Source organism: Pseudomonas fluorescens (assembly GCF_902497745.1).
Taxonomy (GTDB): Bacteria; Pseudomonadota; Gammaproteobacteria; order Pseudomonadales; family Pseudomonadaceae; genus Aquipseudomonas; species Aquipseudomonas fluorescens_BM.
Genome location: NZ_CABVHJ010000012.1, coordinates 111,469 through 136,371, shown reverse-complemented (window position 1 = coordinate 136,371; position 24,903 = coordinate 111,469). Strand labels below are relative to the sequence as shown.

At 60.4% G+C, this 24,903-nt stretch carries 23 protein-coding genes; 10 read left to right on the top strand and 13 right to left on the bottom strand.

What is annotated here, in order from left to right; genetic code table 11:
* Window positions 1-102: 102 nt before the first annotated feature.
* The 5 genes from F8N44_RS19450 to F8N44_RS19430 all read right to left on the bottom strand — a co-directional run bounded on the left by F8N44_RS19450 (window position 103) and on the right by F8N44_RS19430 (window position 4,408).
* The gene (locus F8N44_RS19450) at window positions 103-1,260 is read right to left on the bottom strand and encodes a phospholipase D-like domain-containing protein (RefSeq protein ID WP_150651430.1); all 1,158 of its coding nucleotides are present in this window, start codon (window positions 1,258-1,260) and stop codon (window positions 103-105) included.
* A gap of 1 nt (window position 1,261) precedes the next feature.
* Window positions 1,262-1,852, bottom strand: coding sequence for a YceI family protein (locus tag F8N44_RS19445; protein WP_150651429.1), 591 nt, complete (start codon window positions 1,850-1,852; stop codon window positions 1,262-1,264).
* 143 nt (window positions 1,853-1,995) lie between these two features.
* Window positions 1,996-2,292 carry an amidase gene (locus F8N44_RS19440; protein WP_150651428.1) on the bottom strand — a complete coding sequence of 99 codons (297 nt, stop codon included), beginning with the start codon at window positions 2,290-2,292 and terminating at the stop codon, window positions 1,996-1,998.
* Window positions 2,289-3,362, bottom strand: coding sequence for a serine hydrolase domain-containing protein (locus F8N44_RS19435; RefSeq protein ID WP_150651427.1), 1,074 nt, complete (start codon window positions 3,360-3,362; stop codon window positions 2,289-2,291). The genes F8N44_RS19440 and F8N44_RS19435 overlap by 4 nt, the downstream gene beginning before the upstream one ends.
* A gap of 167 nt (window positions 3,363-3,529) precedes the next feature.
* Window positions 3,530-4,408: an acyl-CoA dehydrogenase family protein gene (locus F8N44_RS19430; RefSeq protein ID WP_150651426.1), complete on the bottom strand. Its 879-nt coding sequence runs from the start codon at window positions 4,406-4,408 to the stop codon at window positions 3,530-3,532.
* Between the two features lie 153 nt (window positions 4,409-4,561).
* Between F8N44_RS19430 and olsB the strand changes: the two genes are divergently transcribed.
* Together olsB and F8N44_RS19420 are read left to right on the top strand one after the other, a co-directional pair.
* On the top strand, window positions 4,562-5,317 hold the full coding sequence (gene olsB, locus F8N44_RS19425; protein WP_122608795.1) for an L-ornithine N(alpha)-acyltransferase: 756 nt from the start codon (window positions 4,562-4,564) through the stop codon (window positions 5,315-5,317).
* Window positions 5,317-6,111: a lysophospholipid acyltransferase family protein gene (locus tag F8N44_RS19420; protein WP_150651425.1), complete on the top strand. Its 795-nt coding sequence runs from the start codon at window positions 5,317-5,319 to the stop codon at window positions 6,109-6,111. Before olsB ends, F8N44_RS19420 begins: the two co-directional genes overlap by 1 nt.
* Window positions 6,112-6,218: 107 nt before the next feature.
* Here F8N44_RS19420 and F8N44_RS19415 read toward each other — a convergent pair whose 3' ends face one another.
* Window positions 6,219-6,803, bottom strand: a complete 585-nt coding sequence (locus tag F8N44_RS19415; RefSeq protein ID WP_150651424.1) for an ACP phosphodiesterase — start codon at window positions 6,801-6,803, stop codon at window positions 6,219-6,221.
* Window positions 6,804-6,972: 169 nt separating this feature from the next.
* Here F8N44_RS19415 and F8N44_RS19410 point away from each other — a divergent pair, with 169 nt between their 5' ends.
* From F8N44_RS19410 to F8N44_RS19400, 3 genes are read left to right on the top strand one after another with little or no spacing between them, the layout of a single operon-like run.
* Complete coding sequence (locus tag F8N44_RS19410) at window positions 6,973-7,275, top strand: ArsR/SmtB family transcription factor (RefSeq protein WP_007917068.1); 303 nt, start codon at window positions 6,973-6,975, stop codon at window positions 7,273-7,275.
* Between the two features lie 34 nt (window positions 7,276-7,309).
* Window positions 7,310-8,476: an MFS transporter gene (locus F8N44_RS19405; protein WP_034153084.1), complete on the top strand. Its 1,167-nt coding sequence runs from the start codon at window positions 7,310-7,312 to the stop codon at window positions 8,474-8,476.
* Between the two features lie 28 nt (window positions 8,477-8,504).
* Window positions 8,505-9,554, top strand: coding sequence for an alkene reductase (locus F8N44_RS19400; RefSeq protein WP_150651423.1), 1,050 nt, complete (start codon window positions 8,505-8,507; stop codon window positions 9,552-9,554).
* 394 nt (window positions 9,555-9,948) lie between these two features.
* Here F8N44_RS19400 and emhR read toward each other — a convergent pair whose 3' ends face one another.
* Window positions 9,949-10,581, bottom strand: a complete 633-nt coding sequence (gene emhR, locus F8N44_RS19395) for an efflux system transcriptional repressor EmhR (protein WP_150651422.1) — start codon at window positions 10,579-10,581, stop codon at window positions 9,949-9,951.
* Window positions 10,582-10,847: 266 nt separating this feature from the next.
* Here emhR and F8N44_RS19390 point away from each other — a divergent pair, with 266 nt between their 5' ends.
* The 5 genes from F8N44_RS19390 (at window position 10,848) to F8N44_RS19370 (ending at window position 19,393) form a co-directional block, all read left to right on the top strand.
* On the top strand, window positions 10,848-12,005 hold the full coding sequence (locus F8N44_RS19390; protein WP_150651421.1) for an efflux RND transporter periplasmic adaptor subunit: 1,158 nt from the start codon (window positions 10,848-10,850) through the stop codon (window positions 12,003-12,005).
* A gap of 3 nt (window positions 12,006-12,008) precedes the next feature.
* Window positions 12,009-15,158 (top strand): efflux RND transporter permease subunit EmhB, encoded by a 3,150-nt coding sequence (emhB, locus tag F8N44_RS19385; RefSeq protein WP_150651420.1) that lies wholly within the window; start codon window positions 12,009-12,011, stop codon window positions 15,156-15,158.
* Window positions 15,155-16,615 carry an efflux RND transporter outer membrane subunit EmhC gene (gene emhC, locus F8N44_RS19380; RefSeq protein ID WP_150651419.1) on the top strand — a complete coding sequence of 487 codons (1,461 nt, stop codon included), beginning with the start codon at window positions 15,155-15,157 and terminating at the stop codon, window positions 16,613-16,615. Before emhB ends, emhC begins: the two co-directional genes overlap by 4 nt.
* Window positions 16,616-17,036: 421 nt before the next feature.
* A complete protein-coding gene (locus F8N44_RS19375) occupies window positions 17,037-18,296 on the top strand; it encodes an OprD family porin (protein ID WP_150651418.1) in 1,260 nt (419 codons plus the stop codon).
* A 293-nt stretch (window positions 18,297-18,589) separates the two neighbouring features.
* Window positions 18,590-19,393, top strand: a complete 804-nt coding sequence (locus tag F8N44_RS19370) for a methyltransferase domain-containing protein (RefSeq protein ID WP_150651417.1) — start codon at window positions 18,590-18,592, stop codon at window positions 19,391-19,393.
* A gap of 122 nt (window positions 19,394-19,515) precedes the next feature.
* Here the strand turns inward: F8N44_RS19370 and pcaC are convergent, their stop codons facing one another.
* From pcaC to pcaH, 6 genes are all read right to left on the bottom strand, one after another.
* A complete protein-coding gene (gene pcaC, locus F8N44_RS19365) occupies window positions 19,516-19,908 on the bottom strand; it encodes a 4-carboxymuconolactone decarboxylase (protein ID WP_007917093.1) in 393 nt (130 codons plus the stop codon).
* Between the two features lie 13 nt (window positions 19,909-19,921).
* On the bottom strand, window positions 19,922-20,710 hold the full coding sequence (gene pcaD, locus F8N44_RS19360) for a 3-oxoadipate enol-lactonase (RefSeq protein WP_150651416.1): 789 nt from the start codon (window positions 20,708-20,710) through the stop codon (window positions 19,922-19,924).
* Window positions 20,711-20,722: 12 nt separating this feature from the next.
* Window positions 20,723-22,087 (bottom strand): 3-carboxy-cis,cis-muconate cycloisomerase, encoded by a 1,365-nt coding sequence (locus tag F8N44_RS19355; protein WP_150651415.1) that lies wholly within the window; start codon window positions 22,085-22,087, stop codon window positions 20,723-20,725.
* Window positions 22,088-22,133: 46 nt separating this feature from the next.
* On the bottom strand, window positions 22,134-23,429 hold the full coding sequence (locus F8N44_RS19350; RefSeq protein ID WP_007917096.1) for an MFS family transporter: 1,296 nt from the start codon (window positions 23,427-23,429) through the stop codon (window positions 22,134-22,136).
* Between the two features lie 196 nt (window positions 23,430-23,625).
* On the bottom strand, window positions 23,626-24,192 hold the full coding sequence (pcaG, locus tag F8N44_RS19345) for a protocatechuate 3,4-dioxygenase subunit alpha (protein ID WP_034153074.1): 567 nt from the start codon (window positions 24,190-24,192) through the stop codon (window positions 23,626-23,628).
* A 1-nt stretch (window position 24,193) separates the two neighbouring features.
* Window positions 24,194-24,898 carry a protocatechuate 3,4-dioxygenase subunit beta gene (gene pcaH / locus F8N44_RS19340; protein WP_008080089.1) on the bottom strand — a complete coding sequence of 235 codons (705 nt, stop codon included), beginning with the start codon at window positions 24,896-24,898 and terminating at the stop codon, window positions 24,194-24,196.
* Window positions 24,899-24,903 lie beyond the last annotated feature (5 nt).

Genomic DNA, 24,903 nt, shown 5'->3' with positions numbered 1-24,903 from the left:
CTCGCGAAAGCGGTCATTCAGTTAAACAAATACTGACTGACACACCGCCTTCGCGAGCAAGCTCGCTCCCACATTGGATTCAGGGTGTATTCAAAATCGGTTTTACCCGCGGCGGTCGAGGATGTTGACGACCACCCGATCCACCCACCCCCACACCCGCTGCTTCACCCGCCGCCACAACGGCCGGCGCTGCCACTCCTCCAGACTCACCTGCTGACTCAGCCCGAAGTCTTTCACAAAACTCGCCTCTACCGCTGCCGTCAACGACGGATCCAGCGCCTCCAGATTCGCCTCCAGATTGAAGCGCAGGTTCCAGTGATCGAAGTTGCACGAACCGATGCTCACCCAGTCGTCCACCAAGACCATTTTCAAATGCAGAAAACAAGGCTGATATTCGAAGATCTGCACCCCGGCCTTGAGCAGTCGCGGGTAATAACGATGCCCGGCGTAACGCACTGACGGGTGATCGGTGCGCGGCCCGGTCAGCAGCAAACGCACATCGACACCACGCGCCGCAGCCTTGCGCAGGGAGCGGCGGATTTTCCACGTTGGCAGGAAGTACGGCGTGGCCATCCAGATGCGTTTTTGCCCACTGTTCAACGCGCGGAACAGCGATTGCAGAATGTCGCGATGCTGGCGGGCGTCGGCATACGCCACGCGGCCCATGCCCTCGCCCTTGTCCGGCACCCGTGGCAAACGCGGCAGACCAAAATGCGCGGCCGGGCGCCAAGCGCGGCGATATCGGTTGGCAATCCACTGGCGGTCAAACAGCAATTGCCAGTCGATCACCAACGGGCCGCGGATCTCGACCATCACTTCGTGCCATTCGCTGCTGTCATGGCCCGGCGTCCAGAACTCATCGGTGACACCGGTGCCACCGACCACCGCCAGACATTGATCGACCAGCAGCAATTTGCGGTGATCCCGATAGAAGTTGCCGACCCAGCGCCGCCAGTTCAGCCGATTGTAGAAACGCAGTTCAACCCCGGCCTGGATCAGGCGCTGACGCAGATTGAGGGTGAAGGCGAGACTGCCGTAGTCATCGAACAGACATCGCACACGCACGCCTCGCTCAGCCGCCAGGACCAACGCCTGGACGATGGTTTCGGCACAAGCGCCGGCCTCGACCAGATACAGTTCAAGTTCGATCTGCTCTTGAGCGCCAGCAATCTGCTCGAGCATGCGCGGAAAGAATTGCGGGCCGTCGATCAACAGCTCGAACCGGTTGCCATCACGCCATGGAAACACCGCGCCGCGCATGTCAGCGCGCCGTGAAGATCAGCACCGCACCCACCGGCACCGACAGACTGATGGCCGACAGATCGGCGAGTTTGCGCAGGCTTTCCAGCCCTGGCAGCAGATCGAAATCCTCGGCGTTGATCACCAGCGGCTCCAGCGTCACCACCTGAAAGCGGCGATCATCAAGGCGCGTTGCCAAGAGTTCGGCCGGGTATTCATGTTGCTTGCCGTGGAGGTTGACGGTCAGCGGCAGGCGCAATTCCAGCTGCGCGCCGGGGGCCAGATCGTTGATCGGGCGCAGATCGATCTGGGTGGTGATGGTCGCCTCGGGGAATTGCTCGATCTGGAACAGCTCCTTGCGCATGCGCTCGTCGCGCAGGGGGATGCCGCTGTTGATCGAGTCCAGCTCGACTTCGACTTCGGCGCGACCGTTAGGGTCGACCTTGCCGTGCAGCACCAGAAAGCGCTGCACTTCGGAAACATTGGCGTTTTTCGTGCTGACGAACGACAGCCGCGACGACTCGCCGTCCAGATACCAATTGGCCTGCGCCGGCAGCGCAACGGCAGAGAGCAACAGGCTGGACAGGGTTGCACACAGGGAGCGGTTGAACATTGAACACTCATGGGGCCGATAAACCTGCACGAACCTTAACCGCCCCCAAAGTTATTGCAACATCAAGATCAAAAGATCGCAGCCTTCGGCAGCTCCTACAGGGTGGACCCGGTCATGTAGGAGCTGCCGAAGGCTGCGATCTTTTAAGGCTGTAAACGACAACCTTGGCGTTCGCTCAACCATTGGGCGCGATTGCTGCGGCCCATGCCGCTGACGGTGATGGTTTTGCTGGCAGGGTCATCGGTGAACTGGCTGGTCGGCAGCCATTGTTTGACATAGCCACGGCAATACTCGGCATCGTTGTTCATCACGTACCGGCACGAACAATATTCCTTGGCGGTGTAGGCGCTGATGATGTCCGGGAAGGCCCACAGATTTTCGCGCTCGTAGCCGATCCAGCCGAGCAGCAAAACGAGCAGCAACAGCAACAAGCGCTTCATGGCCGCACCGCCTTCAGTACGCGTTTTAGCAACTCGTTATGGCGGTAGCTGCCGTCGCGATCATCGGCATAACGCACGATCACCAGTTTCTCGCTGGGAATCACGTACAGCGCCTGGCCCCAATGGCCGAGGGCGGCGAAGGTATCGGGTGGTGCATCGGGCCACGGTGAGGCGGCGCCATCGGCCGGGCGATTGAGCCACCACTGGCCGCCGGGCACCGCTTCGTCCTGATGAGCCTTGTAACCGGCGAAGGGTTCAAGGTTGAACGCGATCCAATCTTTGGGCAGCAATTGGCGATCATTCCAGCGCCCGTCGCGGGCCATCAACAGACCGACGCGCGCCAGATCCCGAGCTGTCAGGTAAGCGTAAGACGACGCGACAAACGTGCCGCTGGCATCGGTTTCCCACACGGCGTGATGGATGCCCAAAGGCTCGAACAATGCCGTCCACGGATAGTTCGGATAGCGCTGCGGGCCGACGATATTTTTCAACGCGGCCGCGAGCAGGTTGCTGTCGCCGCTGGAATAGCGGAAGGCCTGCCCGGGAGCGGCGTAGCTGTCGTGGTTAGCGGTGAACGCAGCCATATCGTGATGACCACGGGTGTAAAGCATCGCCACCACCGAGGACTTCAGCGGGGCATATTCGTAGTCTTCCTGCCAATCGATACCGGAGGCCCAGTGCAGCAGATCGGCGATTTTGATCGCCGGGTGTTTTTCCAGCGGCGGGTAAAACTGCACGGCCGGGTCTTCTAGTTTGAACAGGCCTTCGCCGTACGCCACACCGAGCACGGTGGCCATCAGGCTTTTGCTGATCGACCAGGTCAGGTGCGGGGTTTGCTCGGTGGTCGGGCCGGCGTAGCGTTCGTAGATGATCTGGCCGTCATGGATGATCAGCAGCGCGTCGGTGCGGATGCCTTTGCGGGTGGTGTCATCGCGGGGTGGGAAGGCGTAATTATCCAGCGCTCCTGTATCGGTGATCGTCATGCCGATTGGCCATTGTTCGCCGGGCCATTGTTCGGCCTGAACGGTGAAGCAGGTCAGCAGCAGAAACAGCGACAGGCCTTTGCACATGAGGAGGGCTCTTGGGGAGAACCTGCTGAGATTAGTCGGGGTTGATGACAGATGTGTGGTGATGATGAGATCGCTTTCGCGAGCAAGCTCGCTCCCACAGTTGACCGAGTTCCTTTAGTTGGAATGCCATCAAACTGTGGGAGCGAGCTTGCTCGCGAAGAGGCCAGTCAAGCCTGCGCCAAAGCCTTGGCCAACCGCTTGGCCCGAGCGCCGGAGGCCAACTGCATCACGCCCTGATCCCGCTGCCACATCTGAACCCATTCTGTCGGCCCGTCAGCCAAGGCCTGACTCACCTCCCCCTCCAACGCCTCAAACTGCGCAAACAACCCACCCAGCAACACATGCCCGGCCGGATTGTTCGGCGGCTGCCGGCTCGCCTCCGCACACCCGGCCAACAGCGCCAGCAAACGTAATTGCAACGCTTGCGGCCAATCGCTGTCCTGCCCGACGCCATACAGCCATGCGGTCATCGCGCTCAGCACATAGACATCTTCCAGCGTGCGAAACGGTTTGACGTAAGCATCCCATCCATCACCGGCGAGCAACTCGCACAACGCCCCATCAAGCTGCAACCGGCCATGACTGATGTCTGGCATCAACGGCAACGCCGGCAATTTCTCAACGGTTACGCCGGGCTCGCCGGGATACACCACGGCCAGACTCAGGCGCGGCGTTTCGCCGGGTTCTTCACTGCGCGCAGCGATCAACAGCCAGTCCGCCGCATCGCCCGCCGTGACGAAGTCCTTGCGCCCGCTCAGGCGTAAATCGGTGAGCCGCGTCTGCATGTCAGCTGGACGCAGACTGCGCTGTTCGGTCGCACACAACGCGCCAAGGCTCAGCGGCGCACTCGGCCACAACATGCGCAATGCCGCTTGGTAACCGACCAGAAACGCCAGCCCCGGCGTCGCCATCCGCCGCCCGCCCGCGACCGCCAACTCGAACGGCGTGACGTTGCCCAGTTGCTGCAACAACGTCGCAAAACCCTCGGCCAGGTCAGCAACGGCGGGCAATCGGTCACGGCGGTGCAGCAGATCTGGCCAGGGCATAAGAGGCTCCTTGTGGGCTGTCATATAAGCATCACCAAACTTTCATGGCGATGACACCGGGGCTACATAGCCTGACTTTGCACAACACGGCTGCATAAAGAAAGTCGATCGGCTGCAACCCACGACGGGTTAAAGGCCCGTACGGAGATTCACATGACTCAGATCGCCCGCATCAGCGACACCGGCAATGAACGCCGCCTGCAAGCCGAACGCCTGATCGGCGCCGAGGCCCTGCAGCAAGCCCAGGCCTTGCGCTTCAACGTCTTCAGCGGCGAGTTCAACGCCAAACTGAAAGGCGCAGAACGGGGTCTGGACATGGATGATTATGATGTTCACTGCAGCCACATCGGCGTACGTGATCTGAACACCGGGCGTTTAGTGGCGACCACCCGCTTGCTCGATCACACCGCCGCCAGCAGCCTCGGCAAGTTCTACAGCGAAGAAGAGTTCAGCCTGCACGGCCTCGCGCATCTGCAGGGCCCGATTCTGGAAATCGGCCGCACCTGCGTCGACCCGGCGTACCGCAACGGCGGCACCATCGCGGTGTTGTGGGGCGAGTTGGCCGAAGTATTGAATCAGGGCGGCTACAGCTATCTGATGGGTTGCGCGAGCATTCCGATGCAGGACGGCGGCATTCAGGCCCACGCGATCATGCAGCGCCTGCGCGAACGTTATCTGTGCACCGAACACCTGCGTGCCGAGCCGAAAAATCCGCTGCCGACGCTGGATATTCCATCGAACGTGATCGCGGAAATGCCACCGCTGCTCAAGGCCTATATGCGCCTGGGCGCGAAGATCTGCGGTGAGCCGTGCTGGGACGAAGACTTCCAGGTCGCCGACGTGTTTATCCTGCTCAAGCGCGACGAACTCTGCCCGCGCTACGCCAAGCACTTCAAGGCGGCTGTGTGATGAGCCGGTTGCGGGTGTACGCGCGGATCGCGCGGGTGCTGCTGGTGGTGTCGCTGGGCTTGACCATGGCCAGCGTCTTCGGCGTATTCGAACGAATTGGTTTGGCGCATTCGATGGAGCGGCGTCAGCGCTGGTCGCGCTTCTTCATGGCGCGCCTGAGCAATGCCCTGCCCTTTCGCGTGACGGTTCACGGTGAACTGCCGAAACAGCCGATGCTGTGGGTCAGCAATCACGTTTCATGGACGGACATTCCGTTGCTGGGCATGCTCACGCCGCTGTCGTTTCTGTCCAAGGCCGAAGTGCGTACCTGGCCGGTGGCCGGTTGGCTCGCGGCCAAGGCTGGCAGCCTGTTCATCCGTCGCGGTTCGGGCGACAGCCAGTTGATCCGCAAGCAGATGACCCGTCACCTGCAAACCGATCACGCCTTGCTGATGTTCCCGGAAGGCACCACCACCGATGGCCGTTCTTTGCGCACTTTTCACGGTCGCTTACTGGCGGCGGCGATTGATTCCGAGGTGATGCTGCAACCGGTGGCGATCCGTTACCTGCGCGATGGCGAGATCGATGCGCTGGCGCCGTTCATTGGCGAAGATGATCTGCTCTCGCACCTGATGCGCCTGTTCAGCAACGATTGCGGCGATGTCGAAGTGCACCTGCTCAAGCCAATGGCCTGTCAGGGTCGTGAGCGTGCAGCGCTGGCGTTTGAAGCGCAGCAGGCGGTGCAGAAGGCGTTGTTTGGTGAGGTGGCGAAACCGGCTGAACCGCGTCGCGCCGGCGAACTGATTGCTGCCTGAAAACACACCTCTCCCCTTTGGGAGCGAGCTTGCTCGCGAAAGCGGTATGTCAGCCAATATAAATGCTGAATGACACGCCGCCTTCGCGAGCAGGCTCGCTCCCACCTTTAGATCTTCAGTGATTCGGGGTTTTGTGCGAAGTCCTGGAGTTGGGGGTAGAACATGCGGAAGTCTTCGCTGAGCGGCTCATACAACCGCCGCAATTCCTGCATCGCCCCCGCCAGTTCCTCCGGCCGGCTCAACCGCCGCGAGATCCCGCGCAACACCTGCTCCAGCACTTCAAATTCCTGATACGAACCCAGCCAGTCATTGGCGACCATGTGCGGGGCGATCCTCGCCAATCGTTCGGGCAATTGCGGTTCGCGGGTCAGCACCCGATACACATCAGCCGTAAATACTTCCAGCGGCTGATCGGCGTACATGCGCCAGTCCCGCGCCAGGCAATGATCGAAAAACACATCGAGGACGATCCCGGCATAACGCCGGCGGGTATCGGAAAAGCGCCCCAAAGCAATGTCCACCAGCGGATGGCGATCAGTGAACACGTCAATCCGGCGATGCAGCTGAATGGCCGCTTCCACCTCCGGCGCAAACTGCCCTTGCAGCCGGCCTTTGACGAAATCGCCATACAGACTGCCGAGCAATTGCCCGGGGCGCTGGCCACCGAGGTGTAAATGTGCGAGATAGTTCATGGGCGCAGCTTAGCACTGCGGCCGATAAGCCACACACCCATGTATCGTTATAACGCGATATACCAATTTATGCTGACGTCAGAACAAAATCATATTGGTGTATCGCGATCCAACGATTTATATTTCGCCACATCGCGATATAGCGTTGTACACATTGTGAGCACCTGCCATGAACCTCGACCTCGACGAAATAATAAAAGCCCTGGCGCACCCAGTACGGCGAGACATCCTCAACTGGCTGAAAGACCCGAAGAACGAATTCCCGGAACAGTTGCACAACCACGAGTACGGCATTTGCGCCGGGCAGATCGATCAACGCTGCGGCTTGTCGCAGTCGACCGTTTCGGCACACCTCGCAACGTTACAACGCGCCGGTCTGATCAGCAGCCAGAAGGCCGGTCAATGGCACTTTTTCAAACGTAACGAGGACGTGATCCAGGCGTTCCTCAGCACCCTCAGTAAAGAGCTCTGACCCTTAACGTCAGCCAGCCGACAAGGAAACCTGCATGCCCCTCTCGCTCCTCATCCTCGCCTTGAGCGCCTTCGCTATCGGCACCACCGAGTTCGTCATCATGGGCTTGCTGCCCGATGTAGCGGCCGACCTCGGTGTGTCGATCCCCGGCGCCGGCTGGCTAGTGACCGGTTACGCCCTCGGCGTGGCGATCGGTGCGCCGTTCATGGCAATGGCCACCGCCAAACTGCCGCGCAAAGCAGCACTGGTGGCGTTGATGGGCATTTTTATTGTTGGCAACTTGCTGTGTGCCATTGCCAGTGACTACAACGTGCTGATGTTTGCCCGCGTGATCACCGCGCTGTGCCACGGCGCGTTCTTCGGTATCGGCTCGGTGGTGGCGGCCAATCTGGTGCCGGCCAACAAGCGTGCGTCGGCGGTGGCCCTGATGTTCACAGGTCTGACCCTGGCCAACGTCCTTGGTGTACCGCTGGGCACTGCGCTGGGTCAGCAATACGGCTGGCGCTCGACCTTCTGGGCCGTCACCGTTATCGGAGTGATTGCGCTGATCGGCCTGATCCGCTTCCTGCCGGCCAAACGTGACGAAGAAAAACTCGATATGCGCGCTGAACTCGCCGCCCTTAAAGGTGCCGGGATCTGGTTGTCGCTGAGCATGACCGCGTTGTTCGCCGCTTCCGTCTTCACACTGTTCACCTACGTCGCGCCGCTGCTTGGCGAAGTCACCGGCGTGTCGCCCCGTGGCGTGACCTGGACGCTGATGCTGATCGGCCTGGGCCTGACCGTCGGCAACATCATCGGCGGCAAACTCGCCGACAAGGGCATGGCCGCCACGCTGATCGGCGTATTCATCGCCATGGCCGTGGTCTCCACCGTGCTGACCTGGACCAGCGTCGCGCTGATCCCCACCGAAATCACCCTGTTCCTCTGGGCCACCGCGTGTTTCGCCGCCGTACCGGCGCTGCAAGTCAACGTGGTGACCTTCGGCAAAGCCGCACCAAACCTGGTTTCGACCCTGAACATCGGCGCCTTCAACGTCGGTAACGCGCTCGGCGCCTGGGTTGGCGGCAGCGTCATCGCCCACGGCTACGGCCTGACCAGCGTACCGCTCGCAGCCGCCGCCCTGGCCGTGCTCGCCCTGCTGGTGACGCTGATTACTTTCCGTCAGAACGGCAATGCCGATCTGGCCCCGGCAACTAACTGATTACTTTCCACTTACGAGGGTTGTAGACATGGCAACTATTTTCGATCCGATCAAACTTGGCGACATCGAGCTGGCCAACCGCATCATCATGGCCCCCCTGACCCGCTGCCGCGCCGACGAAGGTCGCGTGCCCAACGCGTTGATGGCTGAGTACTACGTACAGCGTGCTTCCGCAGGCCTGATCCTCAGCGAAGCCACGTCGGTGACGCCAATGGGCGTTGGCTACCCGGACACCCCGGGCATCTGGTCCAACGATCAAGTGCGCGGCTGGGCCAACGTGACCAAAGCGATTCACGGCGCTGGCGGCAAGATCTTCCTGCAACTGTGGCATGTCGGCCGGGTTTCCCACCCGTCCTACCTCAACGGTGAAGCACCGGTGGCACCGAGCGCGATCCAGCCGAAAGGCCACGTCAGCCTGGTACGCCCACTGGCCGACTACCCGACTCCGCGTGCACTGGAAACCGCTGAAATCGCCGACATCGTCGACGCCTACCGCACCGGCGCCGAAAACGCCAAAGCGGCCGGTTTCGACGGCGTGGAAATCCACGGCGCCAACGGTTACCTGCTCGACCAGTTTTTGCAAAGCAGCACCAACCAGCGCACCGACAATTACGGTGGCTCGCTGGAAAACCGTGCACGCCTGTTGCTGGAAGTGACTGATGCAGCGATCGAAGTCTGGGGCGCCGGCCGTGTCGGTGTGCACCTTGCACCGCGCGCTGACTCCCACGACATGGGCGACGACAACCTGGCAGAAACCTTCACCTACGTCGCTCGTGAGCTGGGCAAACGCGGCATCGCGTTCATCTGCTCCCGTGAGAAAGAAGGCGCCGACAGCCTCGGTCCACAACTGAAAGAAGCTTTCGGTGGCCCGTACATCGCCAACGAAAAATTCACCAAGGACAGCGCCAATGAATGGCTGGCCAGCGGCAAGGCTGACGCTGTGGCGTTCGGCGTGCCGTTCATTGCCAACCCGGATCTGCCAGCTCGTTTGAAGGCTGATGCGCCGTTGAATGATGCGCGTCCGGAGCTGTTCTACGCTAAAGGCCCGGTGGGTTATATCGACTATCCAACGCTGTAATACGCAACACGCAGAAACGCGAAAGCCCCCGACTTGTGAGAGTTGGGGGCTTTTTTTGTGTTCGCCGGGAGATTGATTGCGCGGCTGAGTACGTAGCCCCTCATCGGAACGCCGCCCGCCCAGCCCTCTCCCAAGGGAGAGGGAGCCGATCGGGGAATGTTTGAAACCAGAGTTCGACTGGGTTTTTCAGGTCGGTGTAACTTGCAAGAACACCTCGGTCAGTCCCCTCTCCCTCTGGGAGAGGGTTAGGGTGAGGGCAAGCGGCCAACACTCATTCACACAGAAGACACAAATTCCCTACAAAATGCGTAGCTCGCTACGTATAAACTCCCCGCCGCAAACGTATATAAAGGCAGGCCAATTGACATAAGCTGTGCCAATTACGCATTTTGTTTCATTTGCGCAGGCTGGGGCTCAGGCGCAGCATATCCAACCCTGTATCGACCCAACGCTCGGCCTCGGCATGCAGCTCAAAGCTGTCCGGCGCCAGCAGCCATCCATACAGAAGGCCATCGATATAGCTGTGAATGCTGATGGCCGCACGGGCAGTGTCGAGATCTTCCGGCAACTGGCCGCGATTCACCGCATTACGCAACGTCAGAGCGATGCGCTCATTGCAATCGAGACTGACGTCCCGGCGCTGCTGGCGCAAATCGCACATTTCATCGGTGAACTCGCACTTATGAAACAGAATTTCGTTGATACGCCGGGTTTTCGGGTCCAGCGCAACTTGATGAAACAAATGAATCAGCAGTTGGCGCATGCAGCCCAGCGGGTCGAGCTCGTCTTCACTTTCGCTGGCTCTGGCCAGTTCATCCAGCGGCTCACGCAACGAATCGAGCATCGCCTGCACCAGATCGGCCTTGTTGCTGAAATGCCAGTAAATGGCACCGCGCGTGACACCCGCCAGTGTTGCGATATCGGCCAGTGTCGTACGAGCGACGCCCCTTTCATAAAAGGCTTTCTCCGCCGCTTCCAGGATCTGGCTACGGGTTTCTTGAGCTTCCTCTTTGGTACGACGGACCATGACAGTAAAACCTCAAACAGGATGTTTCAGGGATGGCTGAATATCCGCTGAATAAAGAAGGGGTGATCTCTCGCGGATCAGCTCCCCGGCCTACAATTTCAAACCCTGCGACGACTTTTGTAACAGCTTGGATACGCGGCGCAGGTATTTACAAACAACCATGAACGTAAGTATATTACTTAGCAAGCTACTTATCCACTCGGTACGCATTTTTTACCCTTTCACACTTCTTGTGCGCTTTTTGCGCGCCTGACCCGAGGATCTTCATGCAATTCAAGCCAGCTGTTACCGCTCTGGTCACTGCCGTCGCCCTGGCATCGCTGCTCAGCGGATGTAAAAAGGAAGAAGCGGCCCCGGCCGCTCCACCGCCTCAGGTCGGCGTCGTCACCCTGCAACCACAAGCCTTTACCCTCACCTCGGAACTGCCGGGCCGCACCAGTGCGTTCCGCATCGCTGAAGTTCGACCGCAGGTCAACGGCATCATTCTCAAGCGTCTGTTCAAGGAAGGCGGCGATGTCAAAGCCGGCCAGCAGCTGTACCAGATCGATCCGGCGGTCTATGAAGCGACCCTGAAAAGCGCCGAAGCCAACCTGCGTTCGACCAAGTCGATCTCCGACCGCTACAAGCAACTGGTCGACGAGCAGGCCGTGAGCCGTCAGGAATACGACACCGCAGTGGCCAACCGCATGGAATCGGAAGCGTCGTTGCAGACCGCGCAGATCAACGTGCGTTACACCAAGGTTTACGCGCCGATCTCCGGTCGCATTGGCCGCTCTTCGGTCACCGAAGGTGCACTGGTCAGCAATGGCCAGGCCGACGCGATGGCGACGATCCAGCAACTGGACCCGATCTACGTCGACGTCACCCAGTCCTCGGTTGAACTGCTGGAGCTGCGCCGTGAGCTGGAAAGCGGTCGCCTGCAGAAGTCCGGCGATACCGCCGCAGCGGTCAAACTGACCCTGGAAGACGGCAGCCAGTACAAGCTTGACGGTAAGCTGGAATTCTCCGAAGTCACGGTTGACCCGACTACCGGTTCCGTGACCTTGCGCGCCGTGTTCCCGAACCCGGATCACACCCTGCTGCCAGGCATGTTCGTTCGCGCCCAGTTGCAGGCCGGGGTCAACGCCGCCGCCATTCTGGCGCCGCAGCAGGGCGTGACCCGCGACCTCAAAGGCACCCCGACCGCACTGGTCGTCGGCGCCGACAACAAGGTCGAGCTGCGTCAGCTCAAGGCCAGCCGCACCGTCGGCAGCCAGTGGCTGATCGAAGACGGCCTGAAGGCCGGCGATCGCTTGATCACCGAAGGCCTGCAGTACGTGCGTCCAGGTGTTCAGGTCAACCCGACCGAAGCCACTAACGTAGGCAACAAGAACCCGGCCCCCGCTCAGGCAGCTGACAAAGCCGCCGGCGGCAAAGGGGAGTAATCCATGTCAAAATTCTTCATCGACCGTCCGATTTTCGCCTGGGTAATTGCCCTGGTGATCATGCTGGTCGGGGCACTTTCGATCCTGAAATTGCCGATCAACCAGTACCCGAGCATTGCGCCGCCGGCCATTGCGATCTCCGTGACCTACCCGGGCGCTTCGGCGCAAACCGTGCAGGACACCGTCGTCCAGGTGATCGAGCAGCAGCTCAACGGTATCGACAACCTGCGTTATGTGTCCTCGGAAAGTAACTCCGACGGCAGCATGACCATCACCGCGACCTTCGAGCAAGGCACTAACTCCGACACCGCGCAGGTGCAGGTTCAGAACAAGCTGAACCTCGCTACCCCGCTGTTGCCGCAGGAAGTGCAGCAACAAGGTATCCGCGTGACCAAGGCAGTGAAAAACTTCCTCTTGGTGATCGGCGTGGTGTCGCGTGACGGCAGCATGACCAAGGACGACCTGTCCAACTACATCGTGTCGAACATGCAGGACCCGATCTCGCGGACCGCCGGTGTCGGTGACTTCCAGGTCTTCGGTGCCCAGTACGCGATGCGCATCTGGCTCGACCCGGCCAAGTTGAACAAGTACAACCTGACCCCGTCTGATGTCAGCTCCGCCATCTCGGCGCAGAACGTCCAGGTGTCGTCCGGTCAGCTCGGCGGTTTGCCGGCGCTGCCAGGTCAGCAACTGAACGCGACGATCATCGGCAAGACCCGTCTGCAGACCGCTGAGCAGTTCAAGGCAATTCTGCTGAAGGTCAATCAGGACGGCTCGCAAGTGCGCGTCGGTGATGTCGCCGATGTCGGTCTGGGTGGTGAGAACTCGACCATTTCCGCACAGTTCAACGGTAAACCGTCCTCCGGTCTGGCGGTAAAACTGGCCAACGGCGCCAACGCCCTCGACACCGCCAAAGCCCTGCGCAAGACGATTGACGAACTCAAGCCGTTCTTCCCGCAAGGCATGGAAGTGGTGTTCCCGTACGACACCACCCCGGTGGTGACCGAGTCGATCAAGGGTGTGGTTGAAACCCTGGTCGAAGCGATCGTGCTGGTGTTCCTGGTGATGTTCCTGTTCCTGCAGAACTTCCGCGCTACCGTCATCACCACGATGACTGTGCCGGTGGTATTGCTCGGTACGTTCGGCATCCTCGCGGCCTTCGGTTTCAGCATCAACACCCTGACCATGTTCGGCATGGTGCTGGCCATCGGTTTGCTGGTGGACGACGCCATCGTCGTGGTGGAAAACGTCGAGCGGGTGATGAGCGAAGAAGGCTTGTCACCGAAGGAAGCGACCAAGAAGTCCATGGGCCAGATCCAGGGTGCTCTGGTCGGTATCGCGCTGGTGCTGTCGGCGGTATTGCTGCCGATGGCGTTCTTCAGCGGTTCCACCGGTGTGATCTACAAGCAGTTCTCGATCACCATCGTCTCGGCCATGGCCCTGTCGGTACTGGTCGCGCTGATCTTCACCCCGGCGCTGTGCGCAACCATGCTCAAGGCGATTCCGAAAGGCGAGCACGGCACACCGAAAAAAGGCTTCTTCGGCTGGTTCAACCGTAACTTCGACCGTGGCGTTCGCAGCTACGAGCGCGGCGTTGGCAACATGCTGTCGCGCAAAGCCCCGTATCTGCTGGCGTATCTGCTGATCGTTGTTGGCATGATCTGGCTGTTCACCCGTATTCCGACCGCGTTCCTGCCGGAAGAAGACCAGGGCGTACTGTTCGCCCAGGTGCAAACCCCGGCCGGTTCCAGTGCCGAACGTACCCAAGTCGTGATCGACGAAATGCGTTCCTACCTGCTGGAGAAAGAATCCGGTGCGGTGTCCTCGGTGTTCACCGTTAACGGCTTCAACTTCGCCGGTCGCGGTCAGAGCTCGGGTCTGGCGTTCATCATGCTCAAACCGTGGGACGAGCGTGACGCGAGCAACAGCGTATTCGCCCTCGCCCAGCGTGCGCAGCAACACTTCTTCAGCTTCCGCGACGCGATGGTGTTTGCTTTCGCCCCGCCTGCGGTACTGGAATTGGGTAACGCCACCGGTTTCGACGTGTTCCTGCAGGACCGTGCCGGTATCGGTCACGAAAAACTGATGGAGGCGCGCAACCAGTTCCTCGGTCTGGCAGCGCAGAGCAAGGTGCTCTATCAGGTGCGTCCGAACGGCCTGAACGATGAGCCGCAATACCACCTGGAAATCGACGATCAGAAGGCCCAGGCCCTCGGCGTGAGCATTGCCGACATCAACAGCACGCTGTCGATCTCCTTCGGTAGTAGTTACGTCAACGACTTCATCGACCGTGGTCGGGTGAAGAAGGTGTACGTGCAAGGTCAGGCCGGTGCTCGCATGAGCCCTGAAGACTTGAAGAAGTGGTACGTGCGCAACAGCGCCGGGACCATGGTGCCGTTCTCCGCGTTCGCCAAGGGCGAGTGGATCTACGGATCGCCGAAACTGGCGCGTTACAACGGTGTAGAAGCGATGGAGATCCTTGGTTCTCCGGCGCCGGGTTACTCCACCGGTGATGCGATGGCCGAAGTCGAAGCGATTGCCAAGAAGCTGCCGGCGGGTGTCGGTATCTCCTGGACCGGTCTGTCCTATGAGGAACGTCTGTCGGGTTCGCAAGCGCCAGCGCTGTACGCTCTGTCGCTGCTGATGGTGTTCCTGTGTCTGGCTGCGCTGTACGAGAGCTGGTCGATTCCGATCGCGGTTATGCTCGTGGTGCCGCTGGGGATCATCGGTGCGCTGCTGGCCACCAGCCTGCGCGGGCTGTCCAACGACGTGTACTTCCAGGTGGGGCTGTTGACGACCATCGGTCTGGCGGCTAAAAACGCCATTCTGATCGTTGAATTCGCCAAGGAACTGCATGAACAGGGGCGCAGCCTGCGTGACGCGGCGATTGAAGCCTGCCGCATGCGTCTGCGACCGATCATCATGACCTCGCTGGCCTTCGTCCTCGGTGTTGTACCGTTGGCGATCTCCACGGGCGCCGGTTCAGGCAGTCAACATGCGATCGGTACGGGCGTGATTGGCGGTATGCTCACGGCCACGATCCTGGCGATCTTCTGGGTCCCACTGTTCTTCGTTACGGTTTCGTCCATCGGCCAGCGTAAGATCGCTGACGAGGATGAAGCTACTGAAACTCCTAAAGAGGCTGGCCAATGAGCAAGTCGCTACTCTCCATCGCAGTCGCCGCCTTCGTGCTGAGCGGTTGCTCGCTGATACCTGACTATCAGCAGCCTGAGGCTCCGGTCGCAGCTCAGTACCCACAGGGGCCGGCGTATTCGCCGGCCCAGGCTCCGGCGCAGGCCGCTGCCGAGCAAGGCTGGAAGCAGTTTTTCCATGACCCGGCGCTGCAACAGCTGATCCAGGTGTCCTTGGAAAACAACCGCGACCTGCGTGTCGCGGCGCTGAACATCGATGCTTACGCGGCTCAATACCGCATCCAGCGGGCTGATCTGTTCCCGGCGGTTTCGGCCAATGCCAGCGGCAGCCGTCAGCGGGTTCCGGCCCGTGCCTCGCAGACCGGTGAAGCGGGCATCACCAGCTCCTACTCCGCCACTGTCGGCATCAGTGCCTACGAACTCGACCTGTTCGGTCGGGTGCGCAGCCTGAGCGAACAAGCGCTGCAACAATACTTCGCTACCGAAGAGGCGCGTCGCAGCACCCAGATCAGTCTGGTCGCCAGCGTGGCCAACGCTTACCTGACCTGGCAAGCGGACAAGGAACTGCTCAAGCTGACGCAAGACACCCTCGGTGCCTTTGAAGAAAGCTACAAGCTGACCAGCCGCAGCAACGAAGTCGGTGTGGCTTCGGCGCTGGATCTGGCGCAGTCGCGCACTTCCGTGGAAAACGCCCGGGCACAACTGGCGCGTTACACCCGCCAGGTCGCACAGGACGAAAACAGCCTGACGCTGCTGCTCGGCACGGGTATCCCGGCCAATCTGCAAGCAGCCAAGCCGCTGGCGGATGACCTGCTCAGCGATGTACCGGCCGGTCTGCCTTCGGACCTGCTGCAACGTCGTCCGGATATCCTGCAAGCGGAATACAACCTGAAAGCGGCCAACGCCAACATCGGCGCGGCCCGTGCAGCGTTCTTCCCGAGCATCAGCCTGACCGCCAACGCGGGTAGCCTGAGCCCGGATCTTTCCGGTCTGTTCAAGGGTGGTTCGGGGACGTGGCTGTTCCAGCCGCAGATCAACCTGCCGATCTTCAACGCCGGCAGCCTGCGCGCCAGCCTCGACGCCGCCAAGATCCAGAAGGACATTGGCGTGGCGAACTACGAGAAGTCCATTCAAACGGCCTTCCAGGAAGTCGCCGACGGCCTCGCCGCACGCCAGACCTACACCGAACAGCTGCAAGCGCAACGTGACTTCGTTCAGGCCAACCAGGATTACTACCGTCTGGCCGAGCGTCGTTATCGCATCGGCGTCGACAGCAACCTGACCTTCCTCGATGCCCAGCGTCAGCTGTTCAGCGCGCAACAAGCGCTGATCACCGACCGCCTCGCGCAGCTGACCAGTGCGGTCAACCTGTACAAGGCCCTGGGGGGTGGCTGGAATGCGCAAACTGCGCAGAACGAACCGCTGAAAGAAGAAGCACCGAAGATGAAGTTGTTCTGATCATCATCAGGTGAACACAAGGAGCCCACCGATTGGTGGGCTTTTTGTTGCCTGTTTGAAAGTTGTGTTGTCTGGGCCGCCCCCCCTTCGCGAGCAAGCTCGCTCCCACAGGGGATCGCACTCCAAATTGTGGGAGCGAGCCTGCTCGCGAAGAGGCCCGCACATTCAACCAAAAACCCGGCTTAATCTTGCGTTCGATAATCGCCCAAAACCCGCTTTACCCAATTGAATCCGAACATCCGCCCCCCGCACCATTCGCTCCACAAAACCAATAACAACAGGTTCGACACCATGCTCCCGCGCCCTGCCCCGTCCGGCTGATTGCCGTCGTTTCACCTCTGAATACTTTCCAAGTCTGCACCCCGAAAAACCGGTGGCAGCGCACCCGTTCGCCTTAAAAAAACAAGAGAGACCCGAGCCCATGACAACCTCCCCTGCGCCCTACGCACTTCCGGGCCTGATCGCCCTCGCTCTGGCTGGTGCAGCCCTGCCCGCTGCAGCTGAAGAAGCGGGTTTCATCGAAGGGGCCAAGGTCAACCTGAACCTGCGCAACTTCTACATAAACCGCAACTTCACCAACCCGACCAAAGCTCAGGGCAAGGCCGAAGAGTGGACGCAGAGCTTTATCCTCGACGCCAAATCCGGTTTCACCCAAGGCACCGTCGGCTTCGGCATGGACGTGCTCGGCCTGTATTCGGTAAAGCTTGATGGCGGTAAAGGCACCGGCGGCACGGCGTTGCTGCCGCTGGATCACGACGGTCGTCCGGCGGACAACTTCGGGCGCACCAACGTCGCCTTCAAAGCCAAGCTTTCGCAGACCGAAGTGAAGGTCGGCGAGTGGATGCCGGTGCTGCCGATCCTGCGTTCGGACGACGGCCGCTCGCTGCCACAAACCTTCCGTGGCGGCCAGATCACCTCGAAGGAAATCGACGGCCTGACCCTCTACGGTGGGCAGTTCCGCGCCAACAGCCCGCGTGACGACAGCAGCATGAGCGACATGTCGATGACCGGCAAAGCGGCATTCACTTCTGATCGCTTCAACTTTCAGGGCGGTGAATACGTTTTCAACGAAAAACGCACACAGATCGGCTTGTGGAACGCCGAACTCAAGGACATCTACAGCCAGCAATACGTCAACCTGATCCACAGCCAGCCGCTGGGCGACTGGACGCTGGGCGCCAACCTCGGTTTCTTCTATGGCAAGGACGACGGCAGCGCCCGCGCCGGCGATCTCGACAACAAGACCTGGTCCGGTCTGCTCTCGGCCCGTTACGGCGGCAACACCTTCTACGTCGGTCTGCAGAAACTCACCGGCGACAGCGCCTGGATGCGGGTCAACGGCACCAGCGGCGGCACGCTGGCCAACGACAGCTACAACGCCAGTTATGACAATGCGCAGGAACGCTCCTGGCAACTGCGCCATGACTACAACTTCGTGGCATTGGGCATCCCCGGCCTGACCCTGATGAACCGCTACATCAGCGGCGACAACGTACACACCGGGACGATCACCGATGGCAAGGAATGGGGTCGCGAATCGGAGCTGGGCTACACGGTACAGAGCGGCGCCCTCAAGAATCTGAACGTCCGGTGGCGCAACTCGACCATGCGCCGGGATTTCAGCAACAACGAGTTCGACGAGAATCGCTTGATCGTCAGCTACCCGATCAGCCTGTTGTAAAACACTGATGTTCCCCTGTGGGAGCGAGCCTGCTCGCGAAAGCGGTGTGTCAGATAAGCATATGCCGACTGACACACCGCTTTCGCGAGCAGGCTCGCTCCCACATTTGATCTCCTACAGGCAGTTATCGCCATTGGTCAGGAGAAGTGGCACTTTGCCGGTCGGCAGGTAAAGTGACAAAACCTGAAGGACTCAGGTGCTTCACCTTTCCGCTTCCGTCGTCGTAGTCGGTCCTCAAGCTGGGAGCCAGGTTGTCATCGGAAGACACCAACGATCACCGGAGGACCTCCTCAATGATCTCTCGTCTCGCAACACCCGACTGGGACGCCAAGGCGTACCAGCAGTTTTCCCGTCTCAGGCAACGACCGGTCAATGAATTGCTCGACCGTGTCGACTTGCAAAACCCGCAACGTATTTACGACCTTGGCTGCGGCACCGGCATTGCCACGCAGTTGTTGGCCGAACGCTGGCCGCGCGCGCAGTTGCAGGGCGTCGACAGCTCCGCGCAGATGCTCGATGAAGCACGCTGTCTGCCGATCCGGGCGCAGTGGAAGTGTTGTGATCTGCTCGACTGGCGGCCGGAGCAGCCAGCGGATCTGCTGCTCGCTGCCGCCGTACTGCACTTTATCGGGGGCCATGAAACGCTGCTGCCGCACCTGCTCGGTTACCTGAATCCCGGCGGTTGTCTGGCAGCGCACATGCCGGACTGGCGCGATGCACTGTGGTATCGGCTGATGCTCGACACCCTCGAAAACGGCGGCCCCGGTGGCACGCCGATGGGCACACCTGAGCTGCGCCAGCGCATGGCCGCACGGCCGTTGTTGGCGCTGGAGGATTACTACCGCTTGCTCGCGCCGCTGACCTCATCTCTGGATATCTGGGAGACCGAGCAGTTGCAGGTGGTTGACGGCAAATCGCCAATTTATGACTGGGTGAAGGTCTCGGCGCTGCGGCCGGTGATGCAGGCGCTCAGTCCAGAGGAACAGACGCGGTTTATCTATCACTACCTGATGCGGGTGCATGAGCATTATCCGCAGGAGGGGGATGGGCGTACGCTGTTTGCGTTCAAGCGGATATTTATTGTGGCCAGGGTTTGAGTGAGTTGTGCTGATTGATGCGCAACGGCGTCTGCCCCCTTCGCGAGCAGGCTCGCTCCCACATTGGAATGCATTTCCCTGTGGGAGCGAGCCTGCTCGCGAAGGCATCAGTGGCAACAACCTCACTCGCGGGATTCAACTCCTAGCTCATCCCAAACCGATTCAGCCAGATGAAACGTCGCATTCGCCGCCGGAATCCCGCAGTAGATCGCACTCTGCATGATCACTTCCTTGATCTCACCCCGGCTCACGCCGTTATTGGCCGCCGCACGCAGGTGAAGTTTCAGCTCGCCTTCACGGTTCATGCCGATCAACATCGCAATGGTGATCAGGCTACGAGTGTGCCGAGGCAAACCCGGACGCGTCCAGATATCGCCCCAGGCATGCCGGGTGATCATTTCCTGAAACTCCGAGTTGAACTCGGTCAGCGTGGTCAGGCTGCGATCGACATGGGCATCGCCCAGCACCGCGCGGCGTACCTGCATGCCTTCGTCGTAACGTTGTTTCTCGTCCACGAAAATCCCCTTATCAGGCGTTTAGAAACGCCAACACGCGATCACTGAAATCTGCACCGGCCTGCACGTTGGACAGATGCGCCGCATAGAACTCGGCGTACTCCGCACCACGCACATGCTCTTGAATGAAGTGCCCCCCGGACGGCGGCGTCACCGCGTCTTCGGTGCCAGCAATCACCAGCAACGGCACGTTGATCGAAGCCAGTTGTTCACGGAAATCGGCATCACGCACCGCTGCACAATTGGCCGCATAACCTTCAGGCGAAGTGGCTGCGAGCATGTCGGTAATCTGCTTGGCCGCCGCCGGATGTGCTGCGGAAAAGTCCGGAGTAAACCAACGGGCAATCGACGCATCACGCAGGGCAACCATCGCTGCTGCGCCATCGCGCAGCACGGTTTCGATGCGCGGATTCCACACCGACGGATCACCGATTTTTGCCGCGGTGTTGCAGACGATCAGCTTGTTCAAACGGTGACCGGCATTGATGCCAAGCCACTGGCCGATCAGGCCGCCCATCGACAGTCCGCAGAAATGCGCGCGCTCGATGTGCAGCGCATCCAGCAAACCGAGTACGTCATAACCCAGTTGCTCGATGCTGTAAGGCCCCGGCGTCACCAGCGATTGGCCGTGACCACGGGTGTCGAAACGCAGCACGCGAAAGTGCTCGGTGAACGCTGACATCTGCACGTCCCACATGTGCAGATCAGTGCCCAATGAATTGGACAACACCAGCACCGGCGCATCGACCGGACCCTCGATTTGATAGTGCAGTTCGCCATCAGCGAGTTGAACGAAAGCCACAGCCCTCTCCTTTCAGACAGACAATGCGTTGTGTTCAGCCACCGCACGCTCGACCCAGGTTTTCGCCTGACCGAGATAATGGGCGGGGTTCAAAAGATGATCGAGTTCAGCGTTGCTCAGCTCAGCAGTGACTTGCGGTTCATCACCTAGCACTGCGCGTAAATGGCGCTGCTCGGCCACGGCGCGTTTGCAACATTGTTCGAGCAGGTGATGCGCGGTGTCGCGGCCGACACGCTGGGCGAGGACGATGCTCACGGCTTCGGCCAGCACCAGCCCCTGGGTCAATTCCAGGTTGCGAGCCATGCGCGCCGCGTCCACTTCCAAGCCCTCGGCGAGTAAACGCGCCTGTTGCAGCGAGCCCGAAACGAGGCAGCAAATCTCCGGCAGGGTTTCCCATTCGGCATGCCACAAACCGAGGCTGCGCTCGTGCTCCTGCGGCATGGCGCTGAACAGCGTCGAGACCAGACCCGGCACGCGCGTCGCTGCGCCGATCAACACCGCTGCACCCACCGGATTGCGCTTGTGCGGCATGGTCGACGAACCGCCCTTGCCCGGCGCCGACGGCTCAAAAACCTCAGCCGCTTCGGTCTGCATCAACAGGCTGATGTCACGGCCGAATTTGCCGAGGCTGCCGGCGATCAAACCGAGCACAGCGCCGAACTCGACCACACGATCACGCTGGGTGTGCCACGGTTGTTCGGGCAAGGTCAGTTGCAGTTCTTCGGCAAGGGCTTCAGCGATTGGCAGGGCTTGTTCACCTAGCGCTGCAAGCGTTCCCGATGCACCGCCAAATTGCAGCACCAATAAACGCGGCTTGAGTTCACGCAGACGCTGGCGACTGCGAGTAACGGCGCCCAACCATCCGGCGATTTTCATGCCCAGGGTCACCGGCGTCGCGTGTTGCAGCCAGGTGCGCCCGGCCAGTGGCGTGGACGCATGGCGTTGCGCTTGAGCGGCGAGCGAATCGGCCAGTTGCGCCAGATCGCTTTCGATCAGTTCCAGCGCCTGACGCAATTGCAGCACCAGCCCCGAGTCCATTACGTCCTGACTGGTCGCGCCCAAATGCACATAACGCTCGGCTTCGGCATCGGTCGCGGCAATCTGCTTGCCCAATGCCTTGACCAACGGAATCGCCGAATTGCCGGCCGTGGCAATCGCCTCGCCCAGCGCCGCAAAGTCATACAACCCCGCGTTACACGCCGCAGCAATCGGTGCGACAGCCGCAGAAGGAATCAGACCGACCCGCGCCTCGGCCCGGGCCAGCGCCGCTTCGAAGTCGAGCATGGCCTGCACGCGGCCCTGATCGCAGAACACTTCACGCATGTCGCGGGCAGTGAAGTAGGCATCGAACAATTGATTGCCCGGTCGCTGAGTCATAAACAGTCCTTGCCGGCGCGGGCCGAGGCGACCCGCGCGCATCGGGTTAGAGATCGTGGTGCAAGTACGCCGCCTGCTTCGGCAAACGCAAACTGAACAGGAAGGCGATCGCCATCATGGCCGTAACGTACCAGTAGAAGGAGTTTTCCATGCCGATGTTCTTCAGGCTCAGCGCGACGAATTCCGCCGAGCCGCCGAAGATCGCATTCGCCACCGCATAGGCCAGACCAACGCCAAGGGCGCGGACTTCCGGCGGGAACATTTCGGCTTTTACCAGGCCGCTGATCGAGGTGTAGAAACTGACAATCGCCAGCGCCACGGTGATCAACACAAACGCGAGAAACGGACTGCTGACACTTTTCAGGCTCAGCAGAATCGGCACGGTGAACAGCGTACCGAGCGCGCCGAACCAGAGCATCGAGTTACGTCGGCCGATCTTGTCGGCGAGCATGCCGAACAGCGGCTGCATGCACATATAAAGGAAGAGCGCGCCGGTCATGATGTAGCTGGCGGTCTTGGCATGCATGCCCGCAGTGTTGACCAAATATTTCTGCATGTACGTGGTGAAGGTGTAGAAAATCAGCGAGCCACCGGCGGTGTAACCGAGCACGGTGATGAACGCAGCTTTGTGATCGCGGAACAGCGCGGCGATGCTACCGGCGTCCTTGTGTTCACGGGTTTCCTTGTTGGTGGTTTCCTTCAAGCTACGACGCAGGAACAGCGAAATCAACGCCGCCACCGCACCGACCACAAACGGAATCCGCCAGCCGTAGGCACGCAGGTCTTCTTCGGTGAGGAACTGCTGCAGAACCACCACCAGCGACACCGCCAGCAGTTGCCCGCCGATCAGGGTCACATACTGGAACGAGGCGAAAAATCCGCGCTGGCCCTTGAGGGCGACTTCGCTCATGTAGGTCGCGGTGGTGCCGTACTCGCCGCCGACCGACAGGCCTTGCAGCAAGCGTGCGAACAACAGCAGGACTGGTGCCCAGACGCCGATGTCTTTATAGGTCGGCAAGCAAGCGATCAGCAACGAGCCGAAGCACATCATCAGAATCGAGATGAGCATCGAGTTCTTGCGCCCGTGTTTGTCAGCCACGCGACCGAAAATCCAGCCGCCAATCGGGCGCATCAGGAAGCCGGCAGCGAACACGCCGGCGGTGTTGACCAGTTGCACCGTGGGGTTGTCGGAGGGGAAAAACGCCGGGGCGAAATAGATCGCGCAGAAGGCGTAGACGTAGAAGTCGAACCATTCGACGAGGTTGCCGGACGAGGCGCCGACAATGGCAAAGATGCGCTTGCTGCGCTCTTCACCAGTGTAATGGGAGGTAGTGGTTGTCATTGTTTTTCACTCGATAGGGACAGTGAGAGTCTAGACATACTTTGCAACAGTCCCGTTCCACAGTTCCATCTGCAACACAGTTCTCCCCTGTGGGAGCGAGCCTGCTCGCGAAGAGGGAGTGTCAGTCGACATTTATGTTGGCTGACCCACCGCTTTCGCGAGCAGGCTCGCTCCCACAGGGGATGGTGGTGATCTATTAGTAATCGAAGAACACGGTTTCGGCATCAGTACCCTGCAGAATCACATTCCACTGGTAAACACCCGATTCATCCTTCTTCGCCAGCAACGTACTGCGACGCTCAGCCGGCACGCACTCAAGCAGCGGATCATCAACGTTCGCCGGCTCGCCTTCAAAGTAGATTCGCGTCAGCAAGTGCTTGACCAAGCCACGGGCAAACACCAGCACCACCAGATGCGGCGCCTGGGTCGAACCCTTCAGCCCTTCAACCGTGCCCGGCTTGATCGTGGTGAAACGGAAGCGCCCTTCAGCATCCACCGGCACCCGGCCAAAGCCTTCGAAATTCGGATCGAGCGGTTTGTCCTGCTCGTCTTCCGGGTGGTCGTATTTGCCGGCGGCATTCGCCTGCCAGACTTCGAGCATGGCGTCGTTGACGACATCGCCATTGCCATCCACCACTTGCCCGGTGATCGCCACACGCTCGCCGAGGGTTTGCTCGACAGTGAGGTTTTCGCGGTTCAGCCAGGTCAGGCCGATGTGGTAATACGGCCCGACGGTGTGGGACGTGGTCGCAGTCAGCGTCATCTTATTTCTCCATCGGCGTGGCTTCACGCCCGCGCAGCACGATGTCCCAGCGATAACCGAGGGCGTAGGACGGAATGGTTTTTTCCAGATCGAAACTGGCGATCAGGCGTTCCTTGGCCGAAGTGTCCGGCACGCAGTTGTAGATCGGGTCGTAGGCCAGCAGCGGATCGCCCGGGAAATACATTTGCGTGACCAAGCGGGTGAGGATGCTCGGCCCGAACAGCGAAAAGTGGATGTGCGCCGGACGCCAGGCGTTGTGGTGGTTGCCCCACGGATAGGCGCCGGGCTTGATGGTCTGAAACTGATACCAGCCGTCGGCGTCGGTGACGGTGCGGCCAGTGCCGGTGAAGTTCGGGTCCAGCGGCGCGTCGTGCAGGTCACGCTTGTGGTTGTAGCGGCCGGCAGCATTGGCCTGCCAGATCTCCACCAGAATTCCCGGCACCGGCAGACCATTTTCGTCGAGCACGCGGCCGTGAATGATGATGCGTTCGCCCTGCGGCTCGCCTTCATGCTGGGCGGTCAGGTCGTTATCGGTGTCGCCCACACGCTCGGCGCCGATGGTCGGCCCGGTGATTTCCGACAGCGAGTGCGGCAGAAACACCAACGGCTTCGACGGCGAACGCAGGTTGGTGGATTGATACGTCGGGTGCAGGTACTCAGGTTGAGTGCCTTCCTGCGGACGACGGTAACCAGGCTTGTCAGACATGTCGC